Source organism: Kocuria sabuli, from assembly GCF_040981185.1.
In the GTDB taxonomy this organism is placed as follows: domain Bacteria; phylum Actinomycetota; class Actinomycetes; order Actinomycetales; family Micrococcaceae; genus Kocuria; species Kocuria sabuli.
The window spans coordinates 26,280-53,193 of the sequence record NZ_JAVHZE010000010.1 but is presented as its reverse complement, the minus strand read 5'-3'; the positions used below and the strand labels follow the sequence as shown (position 1 = coordinate 53,193).

Annotated in this window: 22 protein-coding genes; 14 read left to right on the top strand and 8 right to left on the bottom strand. The window is 75.2% G+C overall.

Going from position 1 to position 26,914, the window contains the following annotated elements; translation table 11 throughout:
* Positions 1 to 4: 4 nt before the first annotated feature.
* Both RE027_RS11180 and RE027_RS11175 read right to left on the bottom strand, forming a co-directional pair.
* Positions 5 to 1,120 carry a glycosyltransferase gene (locus tag RE027_RS11180; protein ID WP_368808345.1) on the bottom strand — a complete coding sequence of 372 codons (1,116 nt, stop codon included), beginning with the start codon at positions 1,118 to 1,120 and terminating at the stop codon, positions 5 to 7.
* On the bottom strand, positions 1,117 to 2,181 hold the full coding sequence (locus RE027_RS11175; protein ID WP_368808344.1) for an alpha/beta fold hydrolase: 1,065 nt from the start codon (positions 2,179 to 2,181) through the stop codon (positions 1,117 to 1,119). The genes RE027_RS11180 and RE027_RS11175 overlap by 4 nt, the downstream gene beginning before the upstream one ends.
* Before the next feature lie 240 nt (positions 2,182 to 2,421).
* On the opposite strand from RE027_RS11175, the gene leuS reads away from it, so the two are divergent.
* The 3 genes from leuS (at position 2,422) to RE027_RS11160 (ending at position 8,617) form a co-directional block, all read left to right on the top strand.
* Positions 2,422 to 4,914, top strand: a complete 2,493-nt coding sequence (leuS, locus tag RE027_RS11170) for a leucine--tRNA ligase (RefSeq protein ID WP_368808343.1) — start codon at positions 2,422 to 2,424, stop codon at positions 4,912 to 4,914.
* A 131-nt stretch (positions 4,915 to 5,045) separates the two neighbouring features.
* Positions 5,046 to 6,074, top strand: coding sequence for a helix-hairpin-helix domain-containing protein (locus RE027_RS11165; protein WP_368808342.1), 1,029 nt, complete (start codon positions 5,046 to 5,048; stop codon positions 6,072 to 6,074).
* A complete protein-coding gene (locus RE027_RS11160) occupies positions 6,071 to 8,617 on the top strand; it encodes a ComEC/Rec2 family competence protein (protein ID WP_368808341.1) in 2,547 nt (848 codons plus the stop codon). Before RE027_RS11165 ends, RE027_RS11160 begins: the two co-directional genes overlap by 4 nt.
* Positions 8,618 to 8,696: 79 nt before the next feature.
* On the opposite strand, the gene RE027_RS11155 is transcribed toward RE027_RS11160, so the two are convergent.
* A complete protein-coding gene (locus RE027_RS11155) occupies positions 8,697 to 9,491 on the bottom strand; it encodes an SDR family oxidoreductase (RefSeq protein WP_368808340.1) in 795 nt (264 codons plus the stop codon).
* Positions 9,492 to 9,758: 267 nt separating this feature from the next.
* On the opposite strand from RE027_RS11155, the gene holA reads away from it, so the two are divergent.
* Positions 9,759 to 10,760, top strand: coding sequence for a DNA polymerase III subunit delta (holA, locus tag RE027_RS11150; protein WP_368808339.1), 1,002 nt, complete (start codon positions 9,759 to 9,761; stop codon positions 10,758 to 10,760).
* A gap of 130 nt (positions 10,761 to 10,890) precedes the next feature.
* Here the strand turns inward: holA and rpsT are convergent, their stop codons facing one another.
* Entirely contained in the window at positions 10,891 to 11,151 is a 261-nt protein-coding gene (gene rpsT / locus RE027_RS11145) for a 30S ribosomal protein S20 (protein ID WP_368808338.1), read from the bottom strand.
* Positions 11,152 to 11,366: 215 nt separating this feature from the next.
* Positions 11,367 to 11,909, bottom strand: a complete 543-nt coding sequence (locus RE027_RS11140; RefSeq protein ID WP_368808337.1) for a type II toxin-antitoxin system PemK/MazF family toxin — start codon at positions 11,907 to 11,909, stop codon at positions 11,367 to 11,369.
* 180 nt (positions 11,910 to 12,089) lie between these two features.
* Here RE027_RS11140 and lepA point away from each other — a divergent pair, with 180 nt between their 5' ends.
* Both lepA and hemW read left to right on the top strand, forming a co-directional pair.
* Positions 12,090 to 13,940 carry a translation elongation factor 4 gene (gene lepA, locus RE027_RS11135; protein WP_368808336.1) on the top strand — a complete coding sequence of 617 codons (1,851 nt, stop codon included), beginning with the start codon at positions 12,090 to 12,092 and terminating at the stop codon, positions 13,938 to 13,940.
* Positions 13,940 to 15,184: a radical SAM family heme chaperone HemW gene (hemW, locus tag RE027_RS11130; RefSeq protein WP_368808335.1), complete on the top strand. Its 1,245-nt coding sequence runs from the start codon at positions 13,940 to 13,942 to the stop codon at positions 15,182 to 15,184. Before lepA ends, hemW begins: the two co-directional genes overlap by 1 nt.
* 11 nt (positions 15,185 to 15,195) lie before the next feature.
* On the opposite strand, the gene RE027_RS11125 is transcribed toward hemW, so the two are convergent.
* Together RE027_RS11125 and RE027_RS11120 are read right to left on the bottom strand one after the other, a co-directional pair.
* Positions 15,196 to 15,660, bottom strand: a complete 465-nt coding sequence (locus RE027_RS11125) for a DUF4870 domain-containing protein (RefSeq protein ID WP_368808334.1) — start codon at positions 15,658 to 15,660, stop codon at positions 15,196 to 15,198.
* A 154-nt stretch (positions 15,661 to 15,814) separates the two neighbouring features.
* Positions 15,815 to 16,678 (bottom strand): DUF3097 domain-containing protein, encoded by an 864-nt coding sequence (locus tag RE027_RS11120; protein ID WP_368808333.1) that lies wholly within the window; start codon positions 16,676 to 16,678, stop codon positions 15,815 to 15,817.
* A 183-nt stretch (positions 16,679 to 16,861) separates the two neighbouring features.
* On the opposite strand from RE027_RS11120, the gene hrcA reads away from it, so the two are divergent.
* The 3 genes from hrcA to RE027_RS11105 all read left to right on the top strand — a co-directional run bounded on the left by hrcA (position 16,862) and on the right by RE027_RS11105 (position 19,866).
* Entirely contained in the window at positions 16,862 to 17,869 is a 1,008-nt protein-coding gene (hrcA, locus tag RE027_RS11115; protein WP_368808332.1) for a heat-inducible transcriptional repressor HrcA, read from the top strand.
* 72 nt (positions 17,870 to 17,941) lie between these two features.
* A complete protein-coding gene (dnaJ, locus tag RE027_RS11110) occupies positions 17,942 to 19,090 on the top strand; it encodes a molecular chaperone DnaJ (RefSeq protein ID WP_368808331.1) in 1,149 nt (382 codons plus the stop codon).
* The gene (locus tag RE027_RS11105) at positions 19,087 to 19,866 is read left to right on the top strand and encodes a 16S rRNA (uracil(1498)-N(3))-methyltransferase (RefSeq protein ID WP_368808330.1); all 780 of its coding nucleotides are present in this window, start codon (positions 19,087 to 19,089) and stop codon (positions 19,864 to 19,866) included. The genes dnaJ and RE027_RS11105 overlap by 4 nt, the downstream gene beginning before the upstream one ends.
* Positions 19,867 to 19,929: 63 nt before the next feature.
* On the opposite strand, the gene RE027_RS11100 is transcribed toward RE027_RS11105, so the two are convergent.
* Positions 19,930 to 20,868 (bottom strand): GerMN domain-containing protein, encoded by a 939-nt coding sequence (locus RE027_RS11100; protein WP_368808329.1) that lies wholly within the window; start codon positions 20,866 to 20,868, stop codon positions 19,930 to 19,932.
* 318 nt (positions 20,869 to 21,186) lie between these two features.
* On the opposite strand from RE027_RS11100, the gene RE027_RS11095 reads away from it, so the two are divergent.
* From RE027_RS11095 to RE027_RS11075, 5 genes are all read left to right on the top strand, one after another.
* On the top strand, positions 21,187 to 22,272 hold the full coding sequence (locus RE027_RS11095) for a PhoH family protein (RefSeq protein ID WP_368808328.1): 1,086 nt from the start codon (positions 21,187 to 21,189) through the stop codon (positions 22,270 to 22,272).
* Positions 22,272 to 22,778 (top strand): rRNA maturation RNase YbeY, encoded by a 507-nt coding sequence (gene ybeY, locus RE027_RS11090; protein ID WP_368808327.1) that lies wholly within the window; start codon positions 22,272 to 22,274, stop codon positions 22,776 to 22,778. Before RE027_RS11095 ends, ybeY begins: the two co-directional genes overlap by 1 nt.
* Positions 22,779 to 22,784: 6 nt before the next feature.
* Entirely contained in the window at positions 22,785 to 24,110 is a 1,326-nt protein-coding gene (locus RE027_RS11085) for a hemolysin family protein (protein ID WP_368808326.1), read from the top strand.
* Positions 24,103 to 25,170: a GTPase Era gene (locus tag RE027_RS11080; RefSeq protein ID WP_368808325.1), complete on the top strand. Its 1,068-nt coding sequence runs from the start codon at positions 24,103 to 24,105 to the stop codon at positions 25,168 to 25,170. Before RE027_RS11085 ends, RE027_RS11080 begins: the two co-directional genes overlap by 8 nt.
* 150 nt (positions 25,171 to 25,320) lie before the next feature.
* Complete coding sequence (locus RE027_RS11075) at positions 25,321 to 26,778, top strand: LCP family protein (protein WP_368808324.1); 1,458 nt, start codon at positions 25,321 to 25,323, stop codon at positions 26,776 to 26,778.
* The last annotated feature ends 136 nt before the right edge of the window (positions 26,779 to 26,914 follow it).

The window sequence follows — 26,914 nt, the reverse complement described above, 5'->3', positions numbered from 1 at the left end:
GCGCTCAGCGGCGGGCGGAGCGCCGCTCGTGCACGCCCCGGGCGACCCCGAGCAGCTCGCGCGCGGAGTCGGCCCAGGACCAGGCCCGGGCCCGGTCGAGGCCGGCCAGCACCTGCGCCCGGGCCCGGGCCGGGTCCTCCAGGGCGCGGACCGCCGCGGCGAAGCCGGCGTCGTCGTCGGGGGCGGCGTAGGCGGCGGCGTCCCCGGCGACCTCCCGGAAGATCGGCAGGTCGCTGCACACGACCGGCGTCCCGGCCGCGAGGGCCTCCACGACGGGCAGCCCGTAGCCCTCGGCCCGGGACGCCGTCAGCAGCGCCGCGGCCCGTCCGAGCAGGGCCGTGTACTCGGCCTCGTCGACGCCGTCGTGGAAGACGACGTGCGCCCCGGCCGGGACGAGGGCCTCCAGCTCGGCGCGGCGGGCCGGGGAGATCCGGGAGAGCAGGTGCAGCTCGTGCCCGGGCAGCCGGCCCGCCGCGCGCACCAGGGTCTCCACGTTCTTGTAGGGCAGGAACGAGCCCATGTAGAGCAGCACCCGCCGCCGCCGCGGCAGCCGCTCCAGGGCCTCCGCGGGCTCCAGCACGGAGCCGGGCCGCGGGGCGTTGGGCACCACGTGCACGGGCCGGCGGGTGAGCCGGTGGGCCGCGATGAGCTCACGGGTGGTGCGGGAGACGGTCACCACGGCGTCGGCGCGGTCCAGCAGCAGCCGCTGCGGCCACCACGCCCGGTGGTAGAGCCGCCAGCCGGCGCGCACCGCCGCGGGCAGGTCCCCGGGCGGGGTGGGGTGGTCGTAGTAGATGAGGTCGTGCAGGGTCAGGATCAGCCCGTGGCGCCGGCCGGCCGAGCCCATCGTCTGCATGGGGGAGAACACGACGTCGGGCGCGTACCGTCCGACCACCAGGGCCGTGGCCGCCTCGGCCGCCGACACGGGGGAGGGCCCCGTCAGGTGCGGGACCGGCGGGAGCATCCCCAGCTGCCGCGGATCGCTCACCAGCATCGCCAGGTCCAGGTCGGGGACGTCCGCCGCCAGCCCGGCCATCGCCTCGATCAGTCCCGCCCCGTAGCGGCTGATCCCGTCGTGGCGGCCGATCCGGGTGTACCGGGCGTCCATGAGCAGCCTCACCGGCGCCGCCCCCGCCGCACGATGCGCTGCAGCCCGGTGAACTGGGTGGTGTTGGGGGACGCCAGGTCCGCCGCGGGCAGCTGCTCGTGCAGCTCCACCGGCTCCGGGGCGGGGGAGGTCAGGAACTCGTGCACCAGCTCGGCCGTGCGCCCGGGCGCCTCGTAGTGGATCAGGTGGCCCACGCCCTCGAGCACCTCCAGCCGGTGCCGGGGGATCCAGGTGGCCATCCGCCGCTGCGCGGCCACGGAGCCCAGCGGGTCCTGGGCGCCCACGACCAGCAGGGTCGGCATGGTCAGCTGCATCGCGACCTCCGCGACCGTGTGCGAGACCGACGACCCGTAGGCCTCCAGCAGCACGTCCCGGTCGGCGAACGACGAGAAGTAGGCCCGGTGCTGATGACGCACGTACCCGCGCACGCGCGGGTCCTCCGAGGCGGTCATCACGGACGTCATCGCGTCCGTCACCAGCCCGCTCGACAGCAGCCGCCGGCCCAGCCGCCGCGGCAGCACGCGGCCCAGCCGGTAGTAGCCCGCCGTGAGCCGGCTCAGCAGCGCCTGCCCGCCCTCCAGGGCCGGCTCGCAGATGGGGTTGACCAGCACGAGCCGCTCCACCATCGCCGGGTGCGCCGCGGCGAAGTGCGCGGCCACCACCGACCCGAAGGAGTGGCCCAGCACCACGATGCCGCGCCGGGTCCCGCCGTCGCGCACGGCGCCGTCGGTCAGGGCCTCGACGAAGCGGCGCAGGAACTCCGCGTACCCCGTGACGTCGTGGCGCCGGTCCGGGAAGCGCTCCGAGCGGCCGAAGCCGGGCAGGTCGGGCACGACGACGTGGTAGCGCGAGCGCAGCCGGTCGGCGAGCAGCTGCAGCCCGTGGTGGTCCCCCCGGAACCCGTGTACCAGCACGAGCAGCGGCTTCGGCGACCGGTCGACGTCGTAGAACCAGTAGCGCACCTTGTGCCCGTCCAGCACCAGGCTGCGCCGCTCGGCGTACGGGTTCTGCACCGCGCTGCCCGGCACGCCCTCGTCCGGCCCCTCCTCCTGCGCGCCGGTCCCTGCCGCCATGATGCCCTGCCCTCCCTGCGGGGCCCGCGAGCGCCCGGTGCGTCCCGGCCCGCTGTCGATGCTAGCGGCTGCGCCCGGGCGCTCGCGGGCGGGGCGCGGGGTGCCGCTGGGCTAGGATGGGACGGATTCCACCACCGTCGGCGCACCGCCGGGCTCCTGTGATGCCCGGGTGCCGCCCACGCGACCGCGCGCGGCCCGTCCCGGGGCCGGCGGCGGTCGACGACCGCGAAGGCGAGGACCGTGACCGAACAGCAGCACACGACCGAGAGCACCGGGTACGACTTCCGCGCCATCGAGGCGGCGTGGCCGTCGTTCTGGGCGGAGCAGAAGGTCTACGAGCCGCTCGACGACGGCTCCCGGGAGCGGCGCTACGTGCTGGACATGTTCCCGTACCCCTCGGGCGACCTGCACATGGGCCACGCGGAGGCGTTCGCGATGGGCGACGTCGTGGCCCGGTACTGGCGCCAGCGCGGCTACGACGTGCTGCACCCGATCGGCTGGGACTCCTTCGGGCTGCCCGCGGAGAACGCCGCGATCAAGCGCGACGCCCACCCGGCGGAGTGGACCTACGCCAACATCGCGACGCAGAAGGCCTCCTTCCAGCGCTACGCCATCAGCGCGGACTGGACCCGGGAGATCCACACCTCCGACCCCGAGTACTACCGGTGGACGCAGTGGCTGTTCCTGCAGTTCCACGCCAAGGGCCTGGCCTACCGGAGGAACTCCCCGGTCAACTGGTGCCCCAAGGACCAGACGGTGCTGGCCAACGAGCAGGTCGTCAACGGCGCGTGCGAGCGCTGCGGCACCCCGGTGACGAAGAAGGCCCTGAACCAGTGGTACTTCAGGATCACCGACTACGCGGACCGGCTGCTCGACGACATGGCCGCGCTCGAGGGCCACTGGCCCGAGCGGGTGCTGGCCATGCAGCGCAACTGGATCGGCCGCTCCGAGGGCGCCCACGTGCGCTTCGCGATCGAGGGCGCCGGCGAGGACGGGGCCGACCGCGAGGTCACCGTGTTCACGACCCGCCCCGACACCCTGCACGGCGCCACGTTCTTCGTGGTCGCCGCCGACGCCCCGCTGGCCGGGGAGATCGTCGCGCCCGAGCACGCCGAGGAGCTCGCCGCCTACCGCGAGCAGGTCAAGGCGCTGTCCGACATCGAACGCCAGGCCACCGACCGGCAGAAGACCGGGGTGTTCCTGGGCCGCCACGCCGTGAACCCGCTGACCGGGGAGAAGCTGCCCGTGTGGGCCGCGGACTACGTGCTGGCCGACTACGGCACCGGCGCGATCATGGCCGTGCCCGCCCACGACCAGCGCGACCTCGACTTCGCCCGCACCTTCGACCTGCCCGTGCGCGCGGTCCTGGACACCGGCGAGGAGGACCCCGCCGTCACCGGGATCGCCACGACGGGCGAGGGCACACTGGTCAACTCCGGCGAGCTCGACGGGCTGGAGAAGACGCAGGCCATCGAGCGGGCCATCGGCATCGTCGAGGCCGCCGGCACCGGCAACCGGCAGGTCAACTTCCGGCTGCGCGACTGGCTGCTGTCCCGCCAGCGCTTCTGGGGCGCGCCCATCCCGATCGTGCACTGCCCGGACTGCGGCGAGGTGCCCGTGCCCGAGGACCAGCTGCCCGTGCGCCTGCCCGACGACCTGCGCGGCGAGCAGCTCGCGCCCAAGGGCCGGTCCCCGCTCGCGGCGGCCGAGGACTGGGTCAACGTCGCGTGCCCCGCCTGCGGCGGGCCCGCGCTGCGGGACACCGACACCATGGACACGTTCGTGGACTCCTCCTGGTACTACTTGCGCTTCGCCTCCCCGAACGACGAGAACGCCGCGTTCGACCTCGGGGAGGCCCGCAAGTGGCTGCCCGTGGACCAGTACGTGGGCGGGGTCGAGCACGCGATCCTGCACCTGCTCTACTCCCGGTTCTTCACCAAGGTCCTGTTCGACCTCGGCCTCGTCGACTTCACGGAGCCGTTCAAGGCCCTGCTGAACCAGGGTCAGGTGCTCAACGGCGGCAGGGCCATGTCCAAGTCCCTGGGCAACGGCGTGGACCTGGGCGAGCAGCTCGACGAGTTCGGCGTCGACGCCGTGCGCCTGACCATGGTCTTCGCCTCCCCGCCCGAGGACGACGTGGACTGGGCCGACGTCTCCCCGCAGGGCTCCCAGAAGTTCCTCGCCCGCGCCTGGCGCCTGGCCCAGGACGTCACGAGCGCGCCCGGCGAGGACCCCGCGCCCGGTGACCAGGCCGTGCGCCGCGCCACCCACCGCGCCGTGGACGACGCCACCCAGCTGCTGGACGCCGGGAAGTTCAACGTGGTCGTCGCCAAGACCATGGAGCTCGTGAACGTGGTCCGCAAGGCCATCGACTCGGGCTGCGGTCCGGCCGACCCCGCCGTGCGCGAGGCCGTCGAGGCCGTCGCGGTCGTCCTCTCCCTCGTCGCCCCGTACACCGCCGAGGACATGTGGCACACCCTGGGCCACGAGGGCTCCGTCGTCGTCGCCGGCTGGCCCGAGGTCGACCCGCAGCTGCTGGTGGACGACACCGTGACCGCCGTCGTGCAGATCAAGGGCAAGGTCCGGGACCGGCTCGAGGTGCCCGCCGACATCGGCGAGGACGCCCTGCGCGAGCTCGCGCTGGCCTCGGAGACGATCCGGCGGCAGCTGGGCGACGCCGAGATCCGCAAGGTCGTCGTGCGCGCGCCCAAGCTCGTCAACATCGTGGCCTGACCCGGGCCCACCCGGGCACCGCCGGGGGATGACCCGGCGCCCGCACTGCACCGGCCTCGGTGCCGCCGGGACCGTCCCCACGGGGGCCGGTCCCGGCCCCCGCACCCGCCCGGACGGACTTGGCTGGGGCCATGACCGGCACCGTGCCCCGCGACCGACACCGCGCGTCCTCCAACGACTCCACCGCCCCCGGGCGACCACGCACGCCCCGGCCCGGCGCTCCGGCCGAGCGGCTGGCCGCGCTCCTGGCCGAGGCGGCGCCCGGCACCGCGCCCGGGGACCCGGCGGACGCGGGGAGCACCGCCGGCCTGCGCACCGCCGGTCCGGCAGGCACTGCCGGCCGCGGGACCGCCGCCGAAACCGGGAGCACGCCCGGCGGGGATCGGTCCCGCCGGAGCGGAGCGGACGGGCCGCCGGGCGCGGACCCCGCCCACCGCTGGGAGACCACTGCCCGGACCCGGGTCCCGTCGTCGCTGCTGCTGCTCGCGACGGCGGCGGTGGCCGGGCTGGCCTGGTTCGTGCTGGGCCCCGGCGCCCCGGATGACGGAGCGGGCGAGGACGGGGGCGCCGCCCTCGCGGAGGTCGGGGTGCCGGCCCCGGATGCCGCCGGTCCCGCCCCGGGCGCCGCGGCGTCCGGCGCCGCCCAGGGTGCCGCCGCGTCCGCGACGGCGCCCCCCGCGACGGAGGGGTCCCTGCACGTGCACGTGGCCGGGGAGGTGGCCCGGCCCGGTGTGGTCGAGCTCGAGCCCGGCGCCCGGGTGGTCGACGCCGTCGAGGCCGCCGGCGGGCTCACGGACGCCGCCGCCGGCACCGTGAACCTCGCCGCGCCCGTGACGGACGGTCAGCAGGTCCTCGTCCCGGACGCCGCCGCACCCGCGCCCGGTCCCGCCCCCGCGGGCGCCGCGGCGGGACCGGCGGCCGGCTCCGCCGCCGGGGAAGCGGGCGCCGCGGGCGGTGCCGTCCCGGGCGGACCGCTGAACCTGAACACGGCCACCGCCGCGGACCTCGAGGCCCTGCCCCGGGTCGGGCCGGTGCTGGCCGGGCGCATCGTGGAGTTCCGGGACCAGCACGGCGGATTCACCACCGCCGGCGACCTCGACGCCGTGCCCGGCATCGGCCCCGCCCTGATGGAGGCCCTGCTCCCGCTGGTGACCGTGTGAGGAGCCCCGCCGCCCGCTGGGCCCAGGCCCTGGAGCACCAGGAGCACCGCGACGCCCGCGCCCCGGGCCGCACCTGGGACCTGCGCCTCATCCCCGCCGCCCTGGGGGCCTGGCTCACGGGCCTGCTCGGCACCCACCTGACGCCCGCGGGCACCGCGGTCGCCGGAGCCGGCTACCTCGCCGTCCTCGTGCTCGTCGCCGGTCTCGCCGCGGCGGCCGCCCGGCGCCGGCGCGGCGCCGGGCCCGCCCGGGCCCGGCGGGGACCGCCCTGGTCGGCCGTCGCGCTCAGCGCCCTCGCCGTGGCCGCCGTGCTGCTCAGCGCCGCCGCGGACCGGCACGGGAGCACCCGCGGCGCGCTGGGGGAGGCCCTGGCCGCCGGCGGGACCCTGGTCGTGACCGCCGACGTCACCGGTGCACCCCGTCCTTGGACCGCCCCCGGGGCCTCGGGCGAGGACCGCGCCGGCGTCGTGCTCGACCTCGCCCTCCGGGACCTCACGCACCGGGGGCGCACCGCCCCCGCCGGGGCCACGGTCACCGTCCTCGCCGACGGGAGCGCCTGGTCGGCGCTGGTCCCCGGGCAGCGGATCAGCGCGGTGCTCGGCCCGGCCGGGCAGCCGGGCCCCGGCGACGTGGTGATGCGCGCCGCGGCGGCGCCCACCGTCCTGCCGCCGGCGCCGCCGGCGCCGCGGGAGCGGGTGCGGGAGCGGTTTGTGCTCGCCACCGCCGGGCTGGGCCCCGACGCCGCCGGGCTGCTCCCCGGCATGACGTTCGGCGAGCGCTCCGGTCTCGGCGGGGAGCTGGAGCAGGCCATGCGGGACACCGGCCTCACCCACCTGACCGCCGTCTCCGGCGCCAACTGCGCGCTCGTCACGGCCCTCGCCGGCCACGCGGCGCTGGCCCTCGGTGCCCGCCGCCGCACCTGTCTGCTCGCCGGCCTCGGCGCCCTGGGCGCCTACGTGCTCCTCGTGGGCCCGGACCCCTCCGTCCTGCGCGCCGCCGCCATGGGCGGGCTGGCCGCGCTCAGCCTGCTCACGGGGCGCGCCGCGGTCTCCCTCGCCACCCTCTCGGGCGCGGTCCTCGCCCTCGTCGTGCTCCACCCGGCGCTCGCCGCCGAGTACGGGTTCGTGCTCTCGGTGCTGGCCACCGCGGGGATCGTCGTCACGGGCCGGCCCCTGACCCGGTGGCTCGGCGCCCTGATGCCGGAGGCGCTCGCGGTCGTGCTCGCGATCCCGGCCACGGCCCAGCTGTGGTGCGCCCCGGTGCTCGTGCTGCTCCAGCCCGCCGTGCCCGTCTACGCCCTGCCCGCCAACGTCCTCGCCGCCCCGCTGGTCCCGGCGGTGACCGTGTGCGGTCTCGCGGGCCTGCTCCTGCTGCAGCTGCCGGCCGGAGCCGCGGCGGCACCGCTCCCCCTCACCGCGGGCGGTTGGGGCACGGAGCTGATCGCCGGGACGGCCCGCACCCTGGCCGCGGCCCCCGGGGCTCTGGCCCCGTGGCCGGCGGGCGTGCCGGGCGCGCTGCTGATGGCGGCGGTGAGCGCGGCGGCCGTGGGGGCCGTGCACGTCCTCGACGCGCGACGGCGCCGGCCGGGACCGGTGGCCGGCGTCCTGGCCGGGGGAGCGGCGCCGCCCGCCCTCCCGGAGGAGCACTGGCGGGAACGGGAGCGGCGGCGCCGCCGACGGCGCACGGCGATGGCGGCACTGCTCCTGCTCCTGCTCGGCGCGCTCGCCCTGCGCGCCGCGACGGACGCCCGCCGCCCGCCGCCCCCGTGGGACGCGGTGCTGTGCGACGTCGGGCAGGGCGACGCCGTGCTGCTGCGCACCGCCCCGGGGCGGGCCGTCCTCGTGGACACCGGCCCGGACCCCCGGGCCCTGGAGCGCTGCCTGGAGGGCAGCGGGGTGGAGCACCTGGACCTGGTGGTCCTCACCCACGCCCACGCCGACCACACCGGGGGACTGCCGGCCGTGGGCAGGCACGGCGGCACGGGCGAGGTGTGGTACGCGACCGCCGCCCCGGGCCCGCCCCCGGAGCTGGCCGAGGCCCTGCCTGGCACGGCGGCCCACCGGCCCTCGCCCGGGCTGAGCCGCACGGTGGGCGGTCTGCGCCTGACCGTCCTCGCCCCCGCACCGGCCGCCCCGGGCCGGCGGGGCACCGCGTCGTCCTCGGACGAGAACAACGTCTCCCTCGTCCTGCGCGCCGAGCTCACCGGGCAGGACGGGAGCACGACCTCCTGGCTGCTCGCCGGCGACCTCGAGGAGGAGGGGGCCCGGACTCTGCTGCGCTCGGCCGGGGCGCAGGTGGACGTGGACGTGCTCAAGGTCTCCCACCACGGCGCCCGCAACGGCGGCACCGCGATCATCGACGCGGCCAGCCCGCGCCTGGCGGTCGTCTCCGTGGGCCGGGACAACGACTACGGCCATCCGCACCCGCAGATCCTCGCCCACCTCGAGGACGCCGGGGTGCCCCTCGTGCGCACGGACGAGCACGGCAGCGTGCACCTGCTGCGGGAGGGCGCACGGCTGCGCGCGGTGCCGGCCGAGCGCTAGCGTCCGCCCCGCGGCGCCCCGGAGCCCGGGCCGCGGGCGTCCCGCCGGCCCGGGGCCGGTGCGGCAGGAGCCGGGACGGTCAGCTGCCGCGGATCACCTTGTGCGGGGCGGCCTGGGCCACCGGCTTGATCGTCACGGTGTCCAGGTCCACGTGGTGCGGCAGCTCCACGGCGAAGGCGCACACCTGGGCGACGTCGTCGGCCGTCAGCGGCTTCTCGACCCCCGCGTAGACCGCCTCGGCGGCCTGCTGGTCCCCGCCCAGCCGGTTGAGGGAGAACTCCTCCGTGTGCACGAGCCCCGGGGCGATCTCCACCACCCGCACGTTGTGCTCGGCCTCCTCCAGCCGCAGCGCCTCCGTCATCGCCCGCTCGGCGAACTTCGCCGCGTTGTAGCCGCTCCCGCCCTCGTAGGCCCGGTGCGCGGCCAGGGACGTCAGGTTCAGCACGGTTCCCTCGCCGTTCTCGCGCAGCGCCGGCAGGAACGCCCGGGTGATCCGCATCGTGCCCAGCACGTTGACCTCGTACATCCACGCCCAGTCCTCCGTCCTCGCGTCGGCCACCCGGTCGGTGCCGCGGGCCCCGCCGGAGATGTTCAGCAGCGCGTCCACCCGGCCCTGCTCGGAGAGCACCTGCTCCCGCAGGGCCTCCACCTCGGCGTCGACGGTGATGTCGCACGGGGCCGGGACCGCCCCGGTCTCGCGGGCCAGGGCCTCCAGCCGCTCGGCCCGTCGGGCCACGGCGTAGACGGTCCAGCCGGTGGCGCGCAGCCGCCGGGCCGTGGCCTCCCCGATCCCGGTCGAGGCCCCGGTGACGACCGCGACCTTCCCCGTGTGCGTGCCGGTGCTGTGCTCTTCGGTGCTCGTGTTCTGCGTCATGGGCACCACGGTAGCGAGCCGCCGGGGTGAACGGGGAGCGCCTCCCCGGGACCCGCGGTCACCGGGTCCGCCGCCGGGCCCGCCGGCGGACCGCTCCGGCGCCGGAGCCCGGCGTCCCCGCCCTGCCACGACCGGGCGGGCCGGCCTCGTCCCCGGCCCACGGGATCCGCGGCCCGGGACCGCGCCACCGGTGTCCCGGCCCCGTGAGAAACTGGGCCCGACCCCATCCCGCGGCCCGTCCGGCCGCCACCACAGGAGGACGCGGCCATGACCCCAGCACGGCGCCCCGCACCCGCCGCCGGCCCCACCTGGCGCGACGTCGAACCCGCCCCGCTCGTCCTGCTCACCGGCCCGGAGGACTACCTCGCCGCCCGCGCCCGCGACCGGGTGCGGGCGGCCCTCCGGGACCAGCGCGGTCCCGTGGAGCTGTCCACCGTCGACGCCGCGGCCTACGCCCCGGGACAGCTCGCGGCCCTGGCCAGCCCCTCCCTGTTCGACGACGCCAAGCTCATCCACGTGAGCAACCTCGCCGCCATGAACGACGACTGCCTGGCCGACGGCCTCGCCTACGTCCGGGCGCCGGACCCGGAGGTCGTCGTGCTCTGGGAGCACGGCGGAGGCAACCGGGGGAAGAAGCTGCTCGACGCGCTCAAGGCCGCCGGCGCCGCCGTCGTGGAGTGCAAGCCGCTGAAGAACGACCGCGACAAGACCGACTTCATCGTCACGGAGTTCCGCACCCACCGCCGCCGGATCGACCCCGACGCGGCCCGGGCCCTGGCCGCGGCCGTCGGCAGCAGCACGGCCGAGCTGGCCGCCGCGTGCGCGCAGCTGCTCTCGGACGGACCGGAGAGCATCACGTTCGACGACGTCGAGAAGTACTACGGGGGCCGCGTGGAGGCCACGGCCTTCAAGGTGGCCGACGCCGCCCTGGCCGGCCGCGCGGAGAGCGCGCTCAAGCTCTGGCGCCAGGCCCTGGACACCGGGGTGGACCCCGTCCCGATGGTGGGCGCGCTGGCCGCCAAGCTGCGCACCATCGCGCAGGTCCACGGCACCCGCGGCGGCTCGGGCCAGCTCGCCCAGCGGATCGGCGCCGCCCCGTGGCAGGTCGAGCGGGCACAGGACGAGTCGCGCCGCTTCTCCGAGGAGGACCTGGTGCGCGCGCTGCGGGCGCTGGCCGAGGCCGACGCCCAGGTGAAGGGGGAGGGCCGGGACCCGGCCTACGCCGTGGAGCGGGCGATCACCACGATCGCGCTGTCCGGGCGCCGCTGAGGCCCACGGCCCGGGAGGCCCGCCGGGTGCGGCGGGAGCCGGGCACGACGGAGGCCCCGTCCCTGGAACGGGACGGGGCCTCCGGGCGGACCGCCGGGTGCGGCGGTCACCGTTCGCGGGGAACGGGCGATCAGATCTTGGCGACCAGCTTGGCCAGACCGGACTTCTTGTTGGCCGCGTTGTTCTTGTGCAGCACACCCTTGCTGACGGCCTTGTCGAGCTTGCGGGAGACGACGCGCAGGGCGTCCTGGGCGGTCTCCTTGTCGGCGGCGCTCACGGCGTCGTCGACGCGACGGACGAGCGTCTTCAGCTCGGACTTGTACGCGTTGTTGCGCAGGCGCGACTTCTCGTTGGTGAGGTTGCGCTTCTTCTGGGACTTGATGTTGGCCACGTGAAACTCCTTGGCGGTGGGTGCGGAATTCGGTCAGTGAGGGCAAACAGGCCGGCCATGTGACTGAGTGGGAGTGGGGACGCCCGTGTGGCGACCGTCCTGCGGTGCCCAACGACCAGCGCGGACACACAGCAGAAAAGTCTAGCAGACGTTCGCCCTCCGCCCGGCGGAGGCGCCACGCGTGCGCGCCCCCGTCCGGGCGGGGGCGGAGCCGCTCAGCCGCGGCGGCGGCGCAGCTCCTCGGCGACCTGCCGGAACCGCTCCGCCGGGAGCACGGCGCCCTCCCGGCGGACGTCGGCGGGCAGCACCTGCAGCACGCGGTCCAGCTTCACCTCGGAGGCCCGTCCCCGGCGGTCCCACGGCCCGGTGCCGACGTCCAGGTAGTCGGCGCGGGCGGCGAGGTCTCCGGAGCGGTCGCGGGACGTGAGCATCAGGCACAGCAGGTGCTCCCCGTGCCGGTCGACGACCAGCACGGGCCGGTCCTTGCCGCGGCGGTGGTCCTCCTGGTAGGGCACCCAGGTCCACACGACCTCGCCGGGATCGGGCTCCCCGTCCGGCCGGGGCCGGTGGACGGGGTGCACGGGCCCCGTCCAGTCACCGGGGTAGGGCCGGGAAGGCCGCCCGGGCCGGGTCCCGGAAGGCCGCGGGCGGACGCCCTCGGGGGCGCGGCCCAGGGGCGCACGGCTCCCGGCCGAGCGGCGATAGGCCGCGACGGCGCGGGCGGCGAAGCGCCCCAGGGCGCGCAGGTTCGGCATCATGCGCCCACTCTAGGCGCGGGGCGTGCGCCGTCGTCGTCGGGGACCGGGGCGCGGTGCGGCACGAAATGGCCCCCCACCGCCAAACGTGGGAAACTGGACAGCTGAATCCCCGGCGCGGTCTTCCCGCCGGTAGCCCCAGGACCTGCCGGAAGCGACGATCTCCCGGAGAAAGGACCGCCCGTGTCACCGCTGGCCGTCAACCCCCCGGTTCCCGCCTCGACCGATCCGTCGATCCTGCGCAACTTCTGCATCATCGCCCACATCGACCACGGCAAGTCCACGCTGGCGGACCGGATGCTGCAGGCCACGGGCGTGGTGACCGCGCGGGAGATGAAGGCGCAGTACCTGGACCGGATGGACATCGAGCGCGAGCGCGGGATCACGATCAAGTCCCAGGCCGTGCGGATGCCCTGGAACGTGGCCGGCGAGGACTTCGCCCTCAACATGATCGACACCCCGGGGCACGTGGACTTCACCTACGAGGTCTCCCGGTCCCTGGCCGCCTGCGAGGGCGCGCTGCTGCTGGTGGACGCCGCCCAGGGCATCGAGGCGCAGACCCTGGCCAACCTCTACCTGGCCATGGAGGACGACCTCACGATCATCCCGGTGCTGAACAAGATCGACCTGCCCGCCGCGCAGCCGGACAAGTACGCCCAGGAGCTGGGCAACCTCATCGGCGTGGACGCCGACGACGTGCTGCGGGTCTCGGGCAAGACCGGCGAGGGCGTCGAGGCGCTGCTGGACCGGATCGTCCAGGAGGTCCCGGCCCCGGTGGGCCGGGAGGACGCCCCGTCGCGGGCGATGATCTTCGACTCCGTCTACGACACCTACCGCGGCGTGGTCACCTACGTCCGGGTGGTCGACGGCCGGCTGACCCCGCGCGAGCGGATCAAGATGATGTCCACCGGCGCCCAGCACGAGCTGCTGGAGATCGGCGTCATCTCGCCCGAGCCCAAGCCCACCGAGGGCCTGGGCGTGGGGGAGGTCGGCTACCTGATCACCGGGGTCAAGGACGTGCGCCAGTCCCGCGTGGGCGACACCGTGACCAACCACCAGCGCCCGGCGGCGGAGAACCTGGGCGGCTACGAGGACCCCAAGCCGATGGTCTTCTCCGGGCTGTTCCCGATCGACGGCTCCGACTACCCGGTGCTGCGCGACGCCCTGGACAAGCTCCAGCTCAACGACGCCGCCCTGGTCTACGAGCCCGAGAACTCCGCGGCCCTGGGCTTCGGGTTCCGCTGCGGGTTCCTGGGCCTGCTCCACCTCGAGATCGTCCGGGAGCGCCTGGAGCGCGAGTTCAACCTCGACCTGATCTCCACCGCCCCGTCCGTGAGCTACAACGTCACCCTGGAGGACCGCTCCGAGCGGGTGGTCACGAACCCCTCCGAGTTCCCCGCGGGCAAGATCGCCGAGATCCGCGAGCCCATGGTCGCCGCCACGGTCCTGGCGCCGTCCGAGTTCATCGGCGCCATCATGGAGCTGTGTCAGTCCAAGCGCGGCCAGCTGAAGGGGATGGACTACCTCTCCGAGGACCGGGTGGAGCTGCGCTACCGGCTGCCCCTCGCGGAGATCGTCTTCGACTTCTTCGACCAGCTGAAGTCCCGGACCAAGGGCTACGCGTCCCTGGACTGGAAGGCCGAGGGCGAGGAGGCCGCCGACCTCGTCAAGGTGGACATCCTCCTGCAGGGCGAGCCCGTCGACGCGTTCAGCGCGATCACCCACCGGGACAAGGCCTACTCCTACGGGGTGATGATGACCGGCAAGCTGCGCGAGCTCATCCCGCGCCAGCAGTTCGAGGTGCCCATCCAGGCCGCCATCGGCTCGCGCGTGATCGCGCGCGAGAACATCCGGGCGATCCGCAAGGACGTGCTCTCCAAGTGCTACGGCGGCGACATCTCCCGCAAGCGCAAGCTGCTCGAGAAGCAGAAGGAGGGCAAGAAGCGGATGAAGATGGTGGGCCGGGTGGAGGTGCCCCAGGAGGCGTTCGTCGCGGCGCTGTCCTCCGACGAGGCGAAGGACAAGAAGAAGTAGTGGCCCCCGCCCAGCCCGAGGGGCTGCCCGGACCGCTCGACGGGCGGCTGCCGGCCTCCGCCGCGGAGGGCTCCGCCGAGCGCACGCTCAGCCTCTACGTCCACGTGCCGTTCTGCGCGGTCCGCTGCGGGTACTGCGACTTCAACACCTACACGGCCACGGAGCTCGGCGCCGGGGTCTCCCAGGACGCCTACGCCGCGGACGCCGCCGCGGAGGTGCGATGGGCCCGCCGGGTGCTGGAGGCCTCCGGCGTGGCCGTGCGGCCCCTGCACAGCGTGTTCCTCGGCGGCGGCACCCCCACGCTGCTGCCCGCCGAGGACCTCGCGGCGGTCCTGCACGCGGCGCGGGACACGTTCGGGCTCGCCGAGGGCGCCGAGGTCACCACCGAGGCCAACCCGGACTCCGTGAGCCCGCGGTCCCTGCGGGTGCTGGCCGAGGCCGGGGTGACCCGGGTGTCCTTCGGGATGCAGTCCGCGGCCCCGCACGTGCTCGCCGTGCTCGACCGCACCCACGACCCCGACAACGTCCCCCGGGCCGTCGCGTGGGCCCGCGAGGCCGGGCTGGGCGTCAGCGTGGACCTGATCTACGGCACCCCGGGGGAGTCCCTGGCCGACTGGGAGCACTCGCTGCGCACGGCCGTGGGCTACGCGCCCGACCACGTCTCGGCGTACTCCCTGATCGTCGAGGACGGGACGCGGCTCGCCGCCCGGATGCGGCGCGGGGAGGTCCCGCCGATCGACGACGACGACCAGGCCGACAAGTACGAGCTGGCCGACCGGGTCCTGGGGGACGCGGGCTTCGAGTGGTACGAGGTGAGCAACTGGTCCCGGCCCGCCGGCGGCGCCGACGCCCGGGCCCACCGGAGCCGGCACAACCTCGCCTACTGGCACAACCAGGACTGGTGGGGGATCGGCCCCGGCGCGCACTCGCACGTCGGAGGGACCCGCTGGTGGAACCTCAAGCACCCCGTGCCCTACACGAACCGGGTGCGTGCCGGGCACTCGCCCGCGGCGGGGCGGGAGGTCCTCGACGCGGGCACCCGTCACCTCGAACGGGTCATGCTGGAGGCGCGGATCCGGGACGGGCTGCCCGTGGCGGCCCTCGACGACGACGGGCGCGCCGCGGTGGCCGGGCTGATCGCCGACGGGATGGTGGAACCGGCGCAGGCGCTGCACGGCACGGTGGTGCTCACCCTGCGGGGGAGGCTCCTGGGCGACGCCGTGGTGCGGCGCCTGCTCGCCTGAGGGCGGACGGCTCAGCGGCGGGCCGAGCGCCCCCGGGAGCGCTCGCGCAGCCTCTCCACGAGCCGGTCGTAGAGACGGGTGTTGAAGCGGTAGAGGTGCGGCTCCCCGCGGTTGACCCGGATCCCGCCGGCCAGGGAGCCGACCGCCAGCAGCAGCCAGGCGGCGGTGGCCGCGAGCGCGAAGAGCCAGCCGATGTAGGGGACGGGTGCCAGCAGGATCCCGGCGACCACCACGAGGGTCGGCAGCAAGGTGAAGTTCATGGCCTCCATCGACTCCTGCTCGGTGAACCGCCCCCGGCCGCGGAAGACGCGGTGGATCAGGAACGAGGGCACGACACCGACCACCCCGCCGAAGTGGGCCAGGGTCGCCCACTGGTGGTCCTCGGTGACGGTCAGCGGCTGCGCCACGGGGGAGAGGCCCTCGAACGGGGCCTCGGCGTCCTCGTGGCTCGATCGGGGGTCGGTCTGCACGGGCACGGGCGTCCTTCGGCGGCGGGACCGCGGCACGGCCGCGGTCGGTGGATGGCGTAGGACGATTCTACCGGCCGGCGCGCGGGTTGCGCGGGACCCGCCGGTGCAACGTGTGCGTTTGTGACGTGATGTTGGTCGCGCCCGCCCGGCCGGGTCCCGCTCAGGCCCCCGGCGCGGTGAGGAAGTCGATGAGCTCCTCGACCCGGCCCAGCAGCGCGGGCTCGAGGTCCGCGTAGCTGTCCACGCGGGAGAGGATGTGCTGCCACGCGCGCCCCAGGTCGCCGGGCGTGCGGTGCGGCCACCCGAGGGCCGCCGCGGTGCCGGTCTTCCAGTCGGTGCCCCGCGGGACCACGGGCCAGGCCTCGATGCCCAGCACGCGGGGCCGGACGGCCTGCCAGATGTCCACGTACGGGTGGCCCAGCACCAGGACGTTGCCGGCCGCCCCGGGCAGGCGCATGGTCCGCTCGGCGATCCGGGACTCCTTGGAGCCGGCCACGAGGTGGTCCACGAGGATCCCGAGCCGCCGGCCCGGTCCGGGGCCGAACTCCCGCACGGCCGCGGGCAGGTCGTCGACGCCGTGCAGCGGCTCCACGACGATGCCCTCGACGGCCAGGTCGTGACCCCACACCTTCGCGACGAGCTCGGCGTCGTGGTAGCCCTCGACCCAGACGCGGGAGGCCCTGGCGGTGCTCGCCCGCAGGCCCTCCACGGCCACGGAGCCCGACCGGGTGCGGGCCGGCTTCCTCGGCGCCGGCGCCCGGCGGGGCTCCACGACGACGACGGGCTCGCCCTCCAGCAGGAAGCCCGGTCCGAGCGGGAACGCCTTGACCCGGCCCCGGCGGTCCTCCAGGCCCATGACGCGCATCCCGCCGATCGTCTCCAGGGACACGACCGCCCCCACCCAGCCGGTGGTGACGTCCTCCAGGAGCAGGCCCGGGGCGACCGGCACCTGCGCGGCGGGGGGGCGGCGGCGGGCGAGGGAGTCGTCGTCGAGGCTGCGCGGGCCCCAGCCGTGGTCGCTCATGCTCGTCCTCCCGGGTCGCGGTCCCGCGCGACCGGCGCGGATCAGCCGGAAGCGTACCAAACCCGGGCGGGCGGCCCGGTCGTCGGACACGGGGGCTACACTGGACCGCGCTGGCACTGTGGGCGCCCGAGTGCCAGGCGGTCCGGGCGCCGGGGGAGAACAGGGAGAACAGGGAGGAGCGACGTGAACCATCCGAGACGACTGCAGATCCTGCAGGCCATCGTGGAGGACTACGTGCACTTCCGCGAGCCCGTGGGCTCCAAGGCCCTGGTGGAGCGGCACCGGCTGGGCGTCTCCTCTGCCACCGTGCGCAACGACATGGCCGCGCTCGAGGAGGAGGGCCTGATCACGGCCCCCCACACGAGCTCCGGCCGGATCCCCACCGACAAGGGCTACCGGACGTTCGTCGACCAGATCGCGGCGGTCAAGCCGCTGTCCGGGCCGGAGCGCCGGGCGATCCAGAGCCTGCTGGACGACGCGGCGGACATCGACGACGTCATGGAGCGCACCGTGCGCCTGCTCGCCCAGCTCACCCACCAGGTGGCGGTCGTGCAGTACCCGCACGCGTCCGGGGTCACCGTGCGCCACGTGGAGGTCGTCGACCTCGGGGCCGGCCGGGTCCTCGTCGTGCTGATCCCCACCAACGGGCGGGTCGCCCAGCGCGTGGCCGTGCTGCGGGCCCCCCTCGAGGAGACCCAGCTGCTGGAGCTGCGCGCCCGGGTGCTGGCCGCCGCCGTCGGGCGCTCCCTGGTCGCGGTGCCGGAGGCCCTGGTCACGATGATCGCCGACGTCGCGCCCCCGCTGCGGCCGGCCGCCGCCACGGTGGCCGAGACCGTCGGCGCCCTCGCCGCCGGCGGCGCCGAGCACCGCATGGTCATGGCCGGCACCGCCAACCTCGCCCGGTCCACCGGGGACTTCCACCTGAGCATCGGCCCGGTCCTCGAGGCCCTCGAGGAGCAGGTCGTCATGCTCCGGCTGCTCTCCGAGATGGAGCAGGACGCCCGTGGGGTGGCCGTGCGCATCGGCACGGAGAACGCCGCGGGACCCCTGTCCGAGGCCGCGGTCGTCGCCACCGGCTACGGACCCCAGTCCAAGGTCGGGGTGGTGGGCCCCATGCGCATGGACTACCCCTCGACGATGGCCGCCGTGCGCGCGGTCGCCCGCTACCTCTCCCGTATCCTCGGGGGCTGAGCCCCCCGCGGGCCCCGGCACCGGGGCCCTCCGCCAGACCTTCCACCAGACCTCTCGACAGAACGGACCACGGTGAGCAATCACTACGAGACCCTGGGCGTGTCCCGGGACGCCAGCCAGGAAGAGATCAAGAAGGCCTACCGCAAGAAGGCCCGCAAGCTGCACCCGGACGTCAACCCCAGCCCCTCGGCCGCGGAGGAGTTCAAGCGCGTCTCGCACGCCAACGACGTCCTCGCCGACCCCGAGAAGCGGCGCGTCTACGACGCCACCGGCAACGAGAACGGCACCGACACCGGCTTCGGCGGCGGCTTCCCCGGCACGGGCTTCGGCTTCCAGGACATCTTCGACACCTTCTTCCAGGGCGCCGGCGGGTCCGGGTCGGGCCGCCGCGGCCCCGCCTCCCGCACCCGCCAGGGCCAGGACGCGCTCATCAACGTGCGGGTGTCCCTCAAGGACGCCGTCTTCGGCACCGAGAAGAAGATCACCGTGGACACCGCCGTAGTCTGCCCCACCTGCGACGGCACGTGCTGCCAGGAGGGCACCCGCCCGGAGACCTGCGAGGTCTGCCACGGCGCCGGGCAGGTCCAGCGCCAGGTCCAGTCGATCCTCGGCACCGTGGTGACCGCGGCCCCCTGTGCCACCTGCCAGGGCTTCGGCACCGTCATCAAGCACCCCTGCCACGAGTGCTACGGCGAGGGCCGCGTGCGCGACCGCCGCCCCCTGACCGTGAAGATCCCCGCCGGGGTCTCCACCGGCAACCGCATCCGCCTCTCCGGCCAGGGCGAGGCGGGCACCGCGGGCGGGCCCAACGGCGACCTCTACGTCGAGCTCAAGGTCGACCCGGACCCCACCTTCGAGCGCCAGGGCGACGACCTGCACGCCCGGGTCAGCGTGCCCATGACCTCCGCGGCCCTGGGCACCACCGTGACCCTCGAAACCTTCGACGGTGAGCGCGAGGTGCCGGTCACCCCCGGCACCCAGACCGGGCACACCGTCACCCTGCACGACCTCGGCGCGACCCGGCTGCGCGGCGGCGGGCGCGGCGAGCTCTTCGTCCACCTCGAGGTGGAGACCCCCACGGGACTCGACGACGAACAGCGCGCCCTGCTGGAGCAGCTCTCGCGGCTGCGCGGCGAGGAGCAGGCCACCGGCACCACGCTGGACAGCCCGGCCGGCTCCGGCGGCTTCTTCTCGCGGCTCAAGGACCGCTTCGACCGGTGAGCCTGCCCGTCTTCAAGGTCGACGCCGGCGGACTCGGCGGGCTCGGCCCCGGGGCCGTGCTCACGGTCACCGGGCCGGAGGCCCGCCACGCCGTCACCGTGCGCCGCCTGGTCCCGGGGGAGCTCCTCGAGCTCGTCGACGGCGCGGGCGCGCGGGCGACCGGGGAGCTGCTGGCCGCGGGCAGGGAGAGCATGGACGTGCGCCTCGCCGAGGTGGGCGCCGACCCCGTCCGCCGGCCCCGGCTGGTGCTCGCCCAGGCGCTCGCCAAGGGCGAGCGCGACCTCCTCGCGGTCGAGACGGCCACCGAGCTCGGGATCGACGCCGTGGTGCCCTGGCAGGCCGAGCGCTCCATCGTCCGGTGGAAGAAGGAGCGCGCCGCCAAGAGCCACGAGAAGTGGGTGCACACCGTCGCGGCCGCGGCGAAGCAGTCCCGTCGTGCGGCCTGGCCCGAGGTCCTGCCCCTGGCCGGCACGCGCGAGCTCGCCGCGCTGCTCCGTGAGCCGGGCACCGCCGGGCTCGTCCTGCACGAGCAGGCCACGGACGGTCTCGCCGACCTGCTGGGCGCCCCCCGCACGCCCTGGGCGGGCGCGGAGCGGATCGTCCTCGTCGTGGGACCGGAGGGCGGCATCGCCCCCGCCGAGCTCGAGGCCCTGTCCGAGGCCGGCGCCGGCTCGGTCCGGCTCGGCCCCGAGGTGCTGCGCAGCTCCACCGCCGGGCCGGCCGCCCTCGCGGTGCTCAGCGCGTCCCTGGGCCGCTGGGCCGGCGCGTCCGGCTAGCGCACCGGATCGGGCCTGCCCGCCCGGGGCCGAGCAGCACCGGGCCGGCCCGGCCGGGGCGGCTCAGCGGGGAGCGACCTCCACGGTGCTGGCGTCGTGCACGGGCTCGTCCTCGGCGGTGCGGCCCGTGACCGCCACCTCGTAGGTCCCCGGGGACAGCTTCAGCTCCGTGCGGAACCCGACGGTCCCGTCGCCCCGCGGCACGGTGGGCAGCGTCCCGCTCGAGACCGTCGCCCCGTCCTCGTCCGTGACCGTCCACCGGCACTCGCCGACGCCCTCCAGGGCGCGCCCGGAGAGCGTGACGGCGCCGTCGGGGTGCGGGCCCGCCCGCGGGTCGAGGAGCCACAGGGGCGCCTCGAGGTCCTCGTCGGGCCGGAGCGGCCGGTCGAGCCGCACGGACCCGAAGACCTCCTCGCGGGCCCGGCCGTCGACGAGGACGACGACCTCGGGCTCCGAGCTCTGCGGCAGCAGCCCCGCGGTGCTCGCCGCGGCCGTGACCGTGTGGGCGAGCTGCTGCAGCGCCAGTCGGGCCTCGCCCTCGTCCAGGCGCGAGCGGAAGGCCTCGGACGGCAGGTCGACGGTGATCGTCCCGCCCGGGGAGGTGGAGCTGCCCACCTGGTCCACCGGGGACCAGTAGGTCCGGTGGTCCGGGTCCTCGGGGGCCGAGGTCGTCAGCAGCGCGGCCGCCGCCGCGATGGGGTCCACGGCCGTCGGGCCCTCGGCGGCGTCCCGGAACTCGCGGAACAGCCGCTGCTCCCCGTCGGCGGTGCCCACCCAGTAGAGCGGGACCTTCGTGGTGGCCACCGTGCCGTCGCCGGTGCTCGTCGCGCTGGGCGCGGTGGCGGGGGCGGCCACAGCCGCGGGCGCGCTCCCCGGGGCGGGGGCCGTGCCACCCGGATCCCGGTCGAGGCCGCACCCGGCGAGCACCAGCAGGCAGGTCGCGGACAGCGCGGCCGCGCGCCGACGGCGCGCGGGAACGGACCCGGAAGGCTCAGCGGCCATGGGTACGCACACCTCGACTTTCCGGGGTCGGTGGGGGGATGCCGGTGCAGCCCGCCCGGGGGCCGCACCCGTCCCCCTGACGGAGGACCCGACCATTCCAGCACAGCGCCGGGAGCTCCCGCGGCCGGGAGGCTCCGTCCACCGTGACCGATACCAAATCGGAATGTCCGCCCGGGCGTGCCCGGGCGGAGGACCCGCGCGGTACCCTGGAGGGAGGGCTGCCCCGTCCCGGGGGCCGGCCCGTACCACGCACCACCGCGCCGTGCACGTCGGCGGCACCCATCGAGAGAGCGAGAGCACGGCCCCCGAGCCGGACCCATGACTGAGACGCTGCCCGGCACCACGCACCCCCTGACGGCCCGCACCGTCGTCACCTTCCCCGACCGCGAGACGATGGTCCGCTGCCTCGGCTCCGGGGACGACACCCTGCGCCAGGTCGAGACGGCGTTCCCCGGGCTGGTGACCCGCCCGCGGGAGCTGGAGCTCGGCATCGAGGGGCCGAGCGGGCCCGTGCAGATCGTCACGACGCTCTTCGACGAGCTCAAGGTCCTGGCCGGGCGCGAGACCGCGGTCACCCCGCAGGTCATCACCCAGCTGCTCGGGCTCATCGGCCGGGACCTCTCCGCCCGCCCGAGCGGAGCCCTGACCCAGAACATCCTCTCCAGCCGCGGCCGCACGATCCGGCCCAAGACCCAGCACCAGAAGACCTACGTCGACGCGATCGACGAGCACACGGTCGTCTTCGGCATCGGCCCGGCCGGCACGGGCAAGACCTACCTGGCCATGGCCAAGGCGGTCCAGGCGCTGCAGGCCAAGGAGGTCTCCCGGATCATCCTCACGCGCCCGGCCGTCGAGGCGGGGGAGCGGCTCGGCTTCCTGCCGGGGACGCTCAGCGAGAAGATCGACCCGTACCTGCGCCCCCTCTACGACGCGCTGCACGACATGATGGACCCCGACTCCATCCCGCGGCTCATGGAGGCGGGCACGATCGAGGTGGCGCCGCTCGCGTACATGCGCGGGCGGACCCTCAACGACGCCTTCATCATCCTGGACGAGGCGCAGAACACCACGCCCGAGCAGATGAAGATGTTCCTCACCCGGCTGGGCTTCGGCTCGAAGATGGTGATCACCGGGGACGTCACCCAGGTGGACCTGCCCGGGAGCGCGTCCTCCGGGCTGCGCCAGGTCCAGCACGTGCTCGGCGGCGTCGAGGACGTCGCCTTCGCGGAGCTGACCGCGGAGGACGTCGTGCGCCACGAGCTGGTCAGCCGCATCGTCAGCGCGTACGACACCTTCGACACGACCAACCGGCGGCGCAACGAGCGCCGCCGGCGCAAGGAGGACACGCGCACGGCCCGGGCCGCCGGGAGCGGCACCGCCCCCGGCGACGAGGAGAGCGCCTGATGGCCGTCGAGTTCGACCTGCAGGCGGACCCCCAGGACGTGCCGCCCGCCGACCGGGAGGCCTGGGCCGCGGTCGACGTCGGAGTGCTGGGCCGGCTCGCGGAGCACGTCCTGCACCGGCTGCACGTGCACCCGGACGCCGAGCTGTCGATCGCGGTCGTCGACGAGGAGGAGATGGCGCGGCTGCACGTCGAGTGGATGGACCTGCCCGGGGCCACGGACGTGCTCTCCTTCCCCATGGACGAGCTGCGCCCGGGGACCCCGGAGGAGCCCGCGGAGGGGACCCTGGGCGACATCGTGCTGTGCCCGCCCGTGGCCCGCCGCCAGGCCGAGGCCGCCGGGCACTCCGTCGGGGACGAGCTGTGCCTGCTGACCACGCACGGGATCCTGCACCTGCTGGGCCACGACCACGCCGAGCCCGAGGAGCGGCACGTCATGTTCGCCCTCCAGCGGGACCTGCTCACCGACTTCCTCGGCCGCCCCGCCCCGGTCGAGACCATGGAGTAGGGGCCCATGACCACCGCCGTCCTGGTCCTCGCGGCGACCGTGTTCCTGTGCACGGCGTTCGTGCTCGCCGCGGCCGAGACCGGCCTCACGTACCTGCCCCGCGCCGACGCCGAGGCCATCGTCCGGGAGGATCCCGGCTCGGCCGCCGCGAAGGTCCTCGCCACCCCCACCGCCCATCTGCAGGCCCTGCGCTTCTGGACGGTGTGGTTCGAGACGGCCTCCGCCGTGGCCGTGGCCCTCGCGATGTTCCACGGGCTCGACGACGTGTGGCTGGCCGGCCTGCTGGCCACGGTCGTCATGGCCGCGGTCGGCTTCGTGCTCACCGGCGTGTCCCCGCGCCAGGTGGGCCGCAGCAACGCCGCCGGCACGGTCCGCTTCACCGCCGGCCTCGTGCGGGTCCTGCGCGCCGTGCTGGGACCCGTGCCGGGCCTGCTCGTGCGCCTGGGCTCCTCGGTGGCGCGGGCGCCGGGGCACACCGCCCCCGGCTTCCTGACCGAGGAGGAGCTGCTCGAGTTCGTCGACCGCTCCACCGACCAGGACCTCATCGAGGACAACGAGGCGGAGCTGCTGCACTCGATCTTCGACCTCGACGACACCAACGTCCGGGCCGTCATGGTGCCCCGCACCGACATGGTCTCCGTCGACGACGACGACACCGTGGACAACGCCCTCAACCTCTTCTTCCGCTCCGGCTACTCCCGCATCCCCGTCATCGGCGAGAGCGCCGACGACGTCCTCGGCATCCTGTACCAGAAGGACCTCGCCGAGCGGGTGCACCGGCACGGCGCCGACCTGCGGATCGGCGGGCTGTCCGAGCTCGCCCGCGAGGTCCGCTACGTGCCGGAGTCCAAGAAGGTCAACGAGCTGCTGCGCGAGATGCAGCTCGAGTCGATCCACGTCGCCGTCGTCGTCGACGAGTACGGCGGCACCGCCGGTCTCGTCACCCTGGAGGACCTCATCGAGGAGCTGCTCGGGGAGATCGTCGACGAGTACGACCGGGAGAAGCCCGAGGTCGAGGAGCTCGGCGACGGCCGCTACCGCGTCTCGGCCGCGCTCGGCGTCGAGGACCTCGGCGACCTGTTCGGCGTCGGCCTGGAGGACGACGAGGTGGACACGGCCGGCGGGCTGCTGGCCAAGAGCATCGGCCGGGTGCCCATCGTGGGCTCCCGCGCCACCGTCGAGGGCATCGTCCTCGAAGCCGTCACCCTGGAGGGCCGACGCAACCGGGTGGGCCAGCTGGAGGTCCACCGGGACCCGGAGTGGGTTCCCCCGGGGTCCACCGCCGTGGACCCCGCCGCACTGGAGTCCGAGGAGGAGTCCCACCATGTCTGAGCCCAACCCCACCGACCCCGCAGGGCCCGAGGGCCCCGGAGGGCCGTTCCGCGCCGGGTTCGCCGTGCTCGTCGGCCGCCCCAACGCCGGCAAGTCCACGCTGACCAACGCGCTGGTCGGGCACAAGGTCGCGATCACGTCCAACCGCCCGCAGACGACGCGCCACACGATCCGCGGCATCGTGCACCGGCCCGAGGGCCAGCTCGTCCTGGTGGACACCCCGGGGCTGCACCGGCCGCGGACCCTGCTCGGCGAACGGCTCAACGACCTCGTGGCCGACACCCTCGCCGAGGTCGACGTCATCGGCTTCTGCGTCCCCGCCGACCAGAAGATCGGGCCGGGGGACCGCTACATCGCCCAGCAGCTCGCCGCGTCCGGCAACAAGCCGGTCGTCGCGATCGTGACCAAGACGGACACCGTGTCCCGGGCCGAGCTCACCGAGCAGCTGCTGGCCGTCACCGAGCTCGGCCGCTCCGTCATGGAGGCCGAGCAGCAGGCCCGCGCCGAGCGTGCCGAGCGTGCCGCCCGGAAGCCGCGCCACCGCTCCCAGGCGGCCACCGCCGGGCCGGGCGCCCCCGCCGCGGAGCCCGGCTGGGCCGACGTCATCCCCGTCTCCGCCGTGGACGGCTTCCAGGTCGAGGCCCTCGCGGAGCTGCTCGTCGCCCGGATGCCCGAGTCCCCGGCGCTGTACCCCGACGGCGAGCTGACGGACGAGCCCGAGCTGACCATGGTCGCGGAGCTCGTCCGCGAGGCCGCCCTCGAGGGCGTGCGCGACGAGCTGCCGCACTCCCTCGCGGTCGTCGTGGAGGAGATGGTCCCGCGCGAGGGCCGCCCCGCCGACCGCCCCCTGCTGGACGTGCGGGTCAACGTCTACGTGGAGCGGCCGTCGCAGAAGGCCATCGTGATCGGCCGGGGCGGAGCCCGCCTGCGCGAGATCGGCACGAACTCCCGGACGGCCATCGAGGCCCTGCTCGGCACGAAGGTCTACCTCGACCTGCACGTGAAGGTCGCCAAGGAATGGCAGCGCGACCCCAAGCAGCTGTCCCGCCTGGGCTTCTGAGCCCGGCGCCGCGGTCCCCGCGGCGCCCACCGCGTGGCCCGCCCCGGCCCGCGCGGTGGGCGACTAGCATGGCCCCCGGCGCCACGGCCGGGCGCCCTCCCCCCCTAAACCCGGCTCCCGTGCCGGCGGCCGTTCCAGGAGAAGATCACCGTGTCCTCAAGCACCCCCGACGTCCCCGGACGCCCGCGCGCCCGCCGATGGTCCCGGAAGCGCTGGGCGGCGCTGGCGGTGGTGCTCGTGCTGCTCGTGGCCCTCGGCGTCGGCGTGGCTGCGACCTGGCGGCTGCAGTCGAACCTGGACACCTCCCCGCTGGACCTCGGCGACGGCTCCGGCACGGTCGAGGAGGGGCCGCTGGACATCCTCGTCATGGGCACCGACACCCGGGAGGGCGAGGGCAACGAGCGTTACGGCGACGCGGACGACAGCTCCGGGGCGGGCCTGACGGACGTCATGATGCTCGTGCACGTGGCCGAGGACCGCAGCGGCGTCACGGTCGTCTCCCTCCCGCGCGACCTGGTCGCCGACGTCCCGCAGTGCACGGACCCCGAGTCCGGTGCGGTCCACCCGCCGGAGCAGGACGCGCTGCTGAACTCTGCGATCACCAACGGCGGCCCGGGCTGCACGGTCGCCACGGTGAACCGGATGACCGGGCTGAAGATCGACCACTTCATGCTCGCCGACTTCAACGCCGTCAAGGAGCTCTCCTCCGCGGTGGGCGGGGTCGAGGTGTGCGTGAACGAGGCCGTCGACGACCCGAAGTCGGGTCTGGAGCTGCCCGCGGGGGTGTCCTCCGTGGAGGGGGAGCAGGCGCTGGCGTTCCTGCGCAGCCGGGCCGCGTTCGGGGACGGCGGGGACACCAGCCGGATCCGCTCCCAGCAGTCCTTCCTGGCGTCCCTCGCCCGCAAGATCAAGGACGAGGGCACGCTGGCGGACCTGCCCAAGCTCTACGAGATCGCCGACGTCGCCTCCCGCAACCTGCACGTGGACGAGGACCTCGGGTCCGTGCCGACCATGGTCGGCCTCGCCACGGCGGTGCGCGGCATCGACCTCGCCGACATGGTGTTCGTGACCGTGCCGACGGAGCCCTACGCCCTGGACCCCAACCGCCTCCAGCTCGAGGAGGAGGCGGCGGACGACCTCTTCGAGGTGCTGCGCGAGGACCGGCCGCTCACGGGCCCGGCCGAGGCGCCGGCGTCGACGGCGAGCCCCTCGCCCGAGGCCACGACGGCACCGCCGGTCGCCCCCGCCTCGGTGCCGCTGGCGGTGTCCAACGCCTCCGGCGTCGAGGGCCGCGACGAGGAGATCGCCGAGCTGCTCGAGGACGAGGGCTACCGGGCGACCGGGAGCGGGCCGCAGCCGGCCGAGCTGCCCGGTACGCAGGTCTTCTTCGGCACCGGCTGGTACGAGGCCGCCGTCCACGTGGCCGAGCTGCTCGGGGTGCCGCCGTCGCAGATCGTGCCGACGACCGAGGTCGCCGGGGTGCTCGTCTCCGTGGGCCAGGACTTCCCCGAGGGGGACCGGCTCGACGTGGGCGCGGTGCTGCCGGGGGAGCTCAACGGGCAGACCGCGGAGCAGTTCACCTGCCAGCAGGCCGCGGGGGACTGGTGAGCGGGCTCCGGTCCGCCCGGCGCCGCGTGGTAGATTGACCACATGCGGACAGGGACCCTCCTCCTTACGTGCCGCAACGGGGCCTGACCCGTCGTCGAATGGCCGGCCTCCCGTTGCGGAGTTCCTGATGCCCGGC

What these genes read in the sequence shown, in the direction of transcription:
- RE027_RS11095 (WP_368808328.1), top strand. Translation starts at nt 21,187, where the DNA reads ATGACTGAGACGCTGCCCGGCACCACGCACCCCCTGACGGCCCGCACC.
- RE027_RS11155 (WP_368808340.1), bottom strand. Translation starts at nt 9,491, where the DNA reads ATGACGCAGAACACGAGCACCGAAGAGCACAGCACCGGCACGCACACG.
- RE027_RS11085 (WP_368808326.1), top strand. Translation starts at nt 22,785, where the DNA reads ATGACCACCGCCGTCCTGGTCCTCGCGGCGACCGTGTTCCTGTGCACG.
- RE027_RS11140 (WP_368808337.1), bottom strand. Translation starts at nt 11,909, where the DNA reads ATGATGCCGAACCTGCGCGCCCTGGGGCGCTTCGCCGCCCGCGCCGTC.
- ybeY (WP_368808327.1), top strand. Translation starts at nt 22,272, where the DNA reads ATGGCCGTCGAGTTCGACCTGCAGGCGGACCCCCAGGACGTGCCGCCC.
- RE027_RS11100 (WP_368808329.1), bottom strand. Translation starts at nt 20,868, where the DNA reads ATGGCCGCTGAGCCTTCCGGGTCCGTTCCCGCGCGCCGTCGGCGCGCG.
- RE027_RS11175 (WP_368808344.1), bottom strand. Translation starts at nt 2,181, where the DNA reads ATGGCGGCAGGGACCGGCGCGCAGGAGGAGGGGCCGGACGAGGGCGTG.
- RE027_RS11080 (WP_368808325.1), top strand. Translation starts at nt 24,103, where the DNA reads ATGTCTGAGCCCAACCCCACCGACCCCGCAGGGCCCGAGGGCCCCGGA.
- RE027_RS11120 (WP_368808333.1), bottom strand. Translation starts at nt 16,678, where the DNA reads ATGAGCGACCACGGCTGGGGCCCGCGCAGCCTCGACGACGACTCCCTC.
- holA (WP_368808339.1), top strand. Translation starts at nt 9,759, where the DNA reads ATGACCCCAGCACGGCGCCCCGCACCCGCCGCCGGCCCCACCTGGCGC.
- RE027_RS11165 (WP_368808342.1), top strand. Translation starts at nt 5,046, where the DNA reads ATGACCGGCACCGTGCCCCGCGACCGACACCGCGCGTCCTCCAACGAC.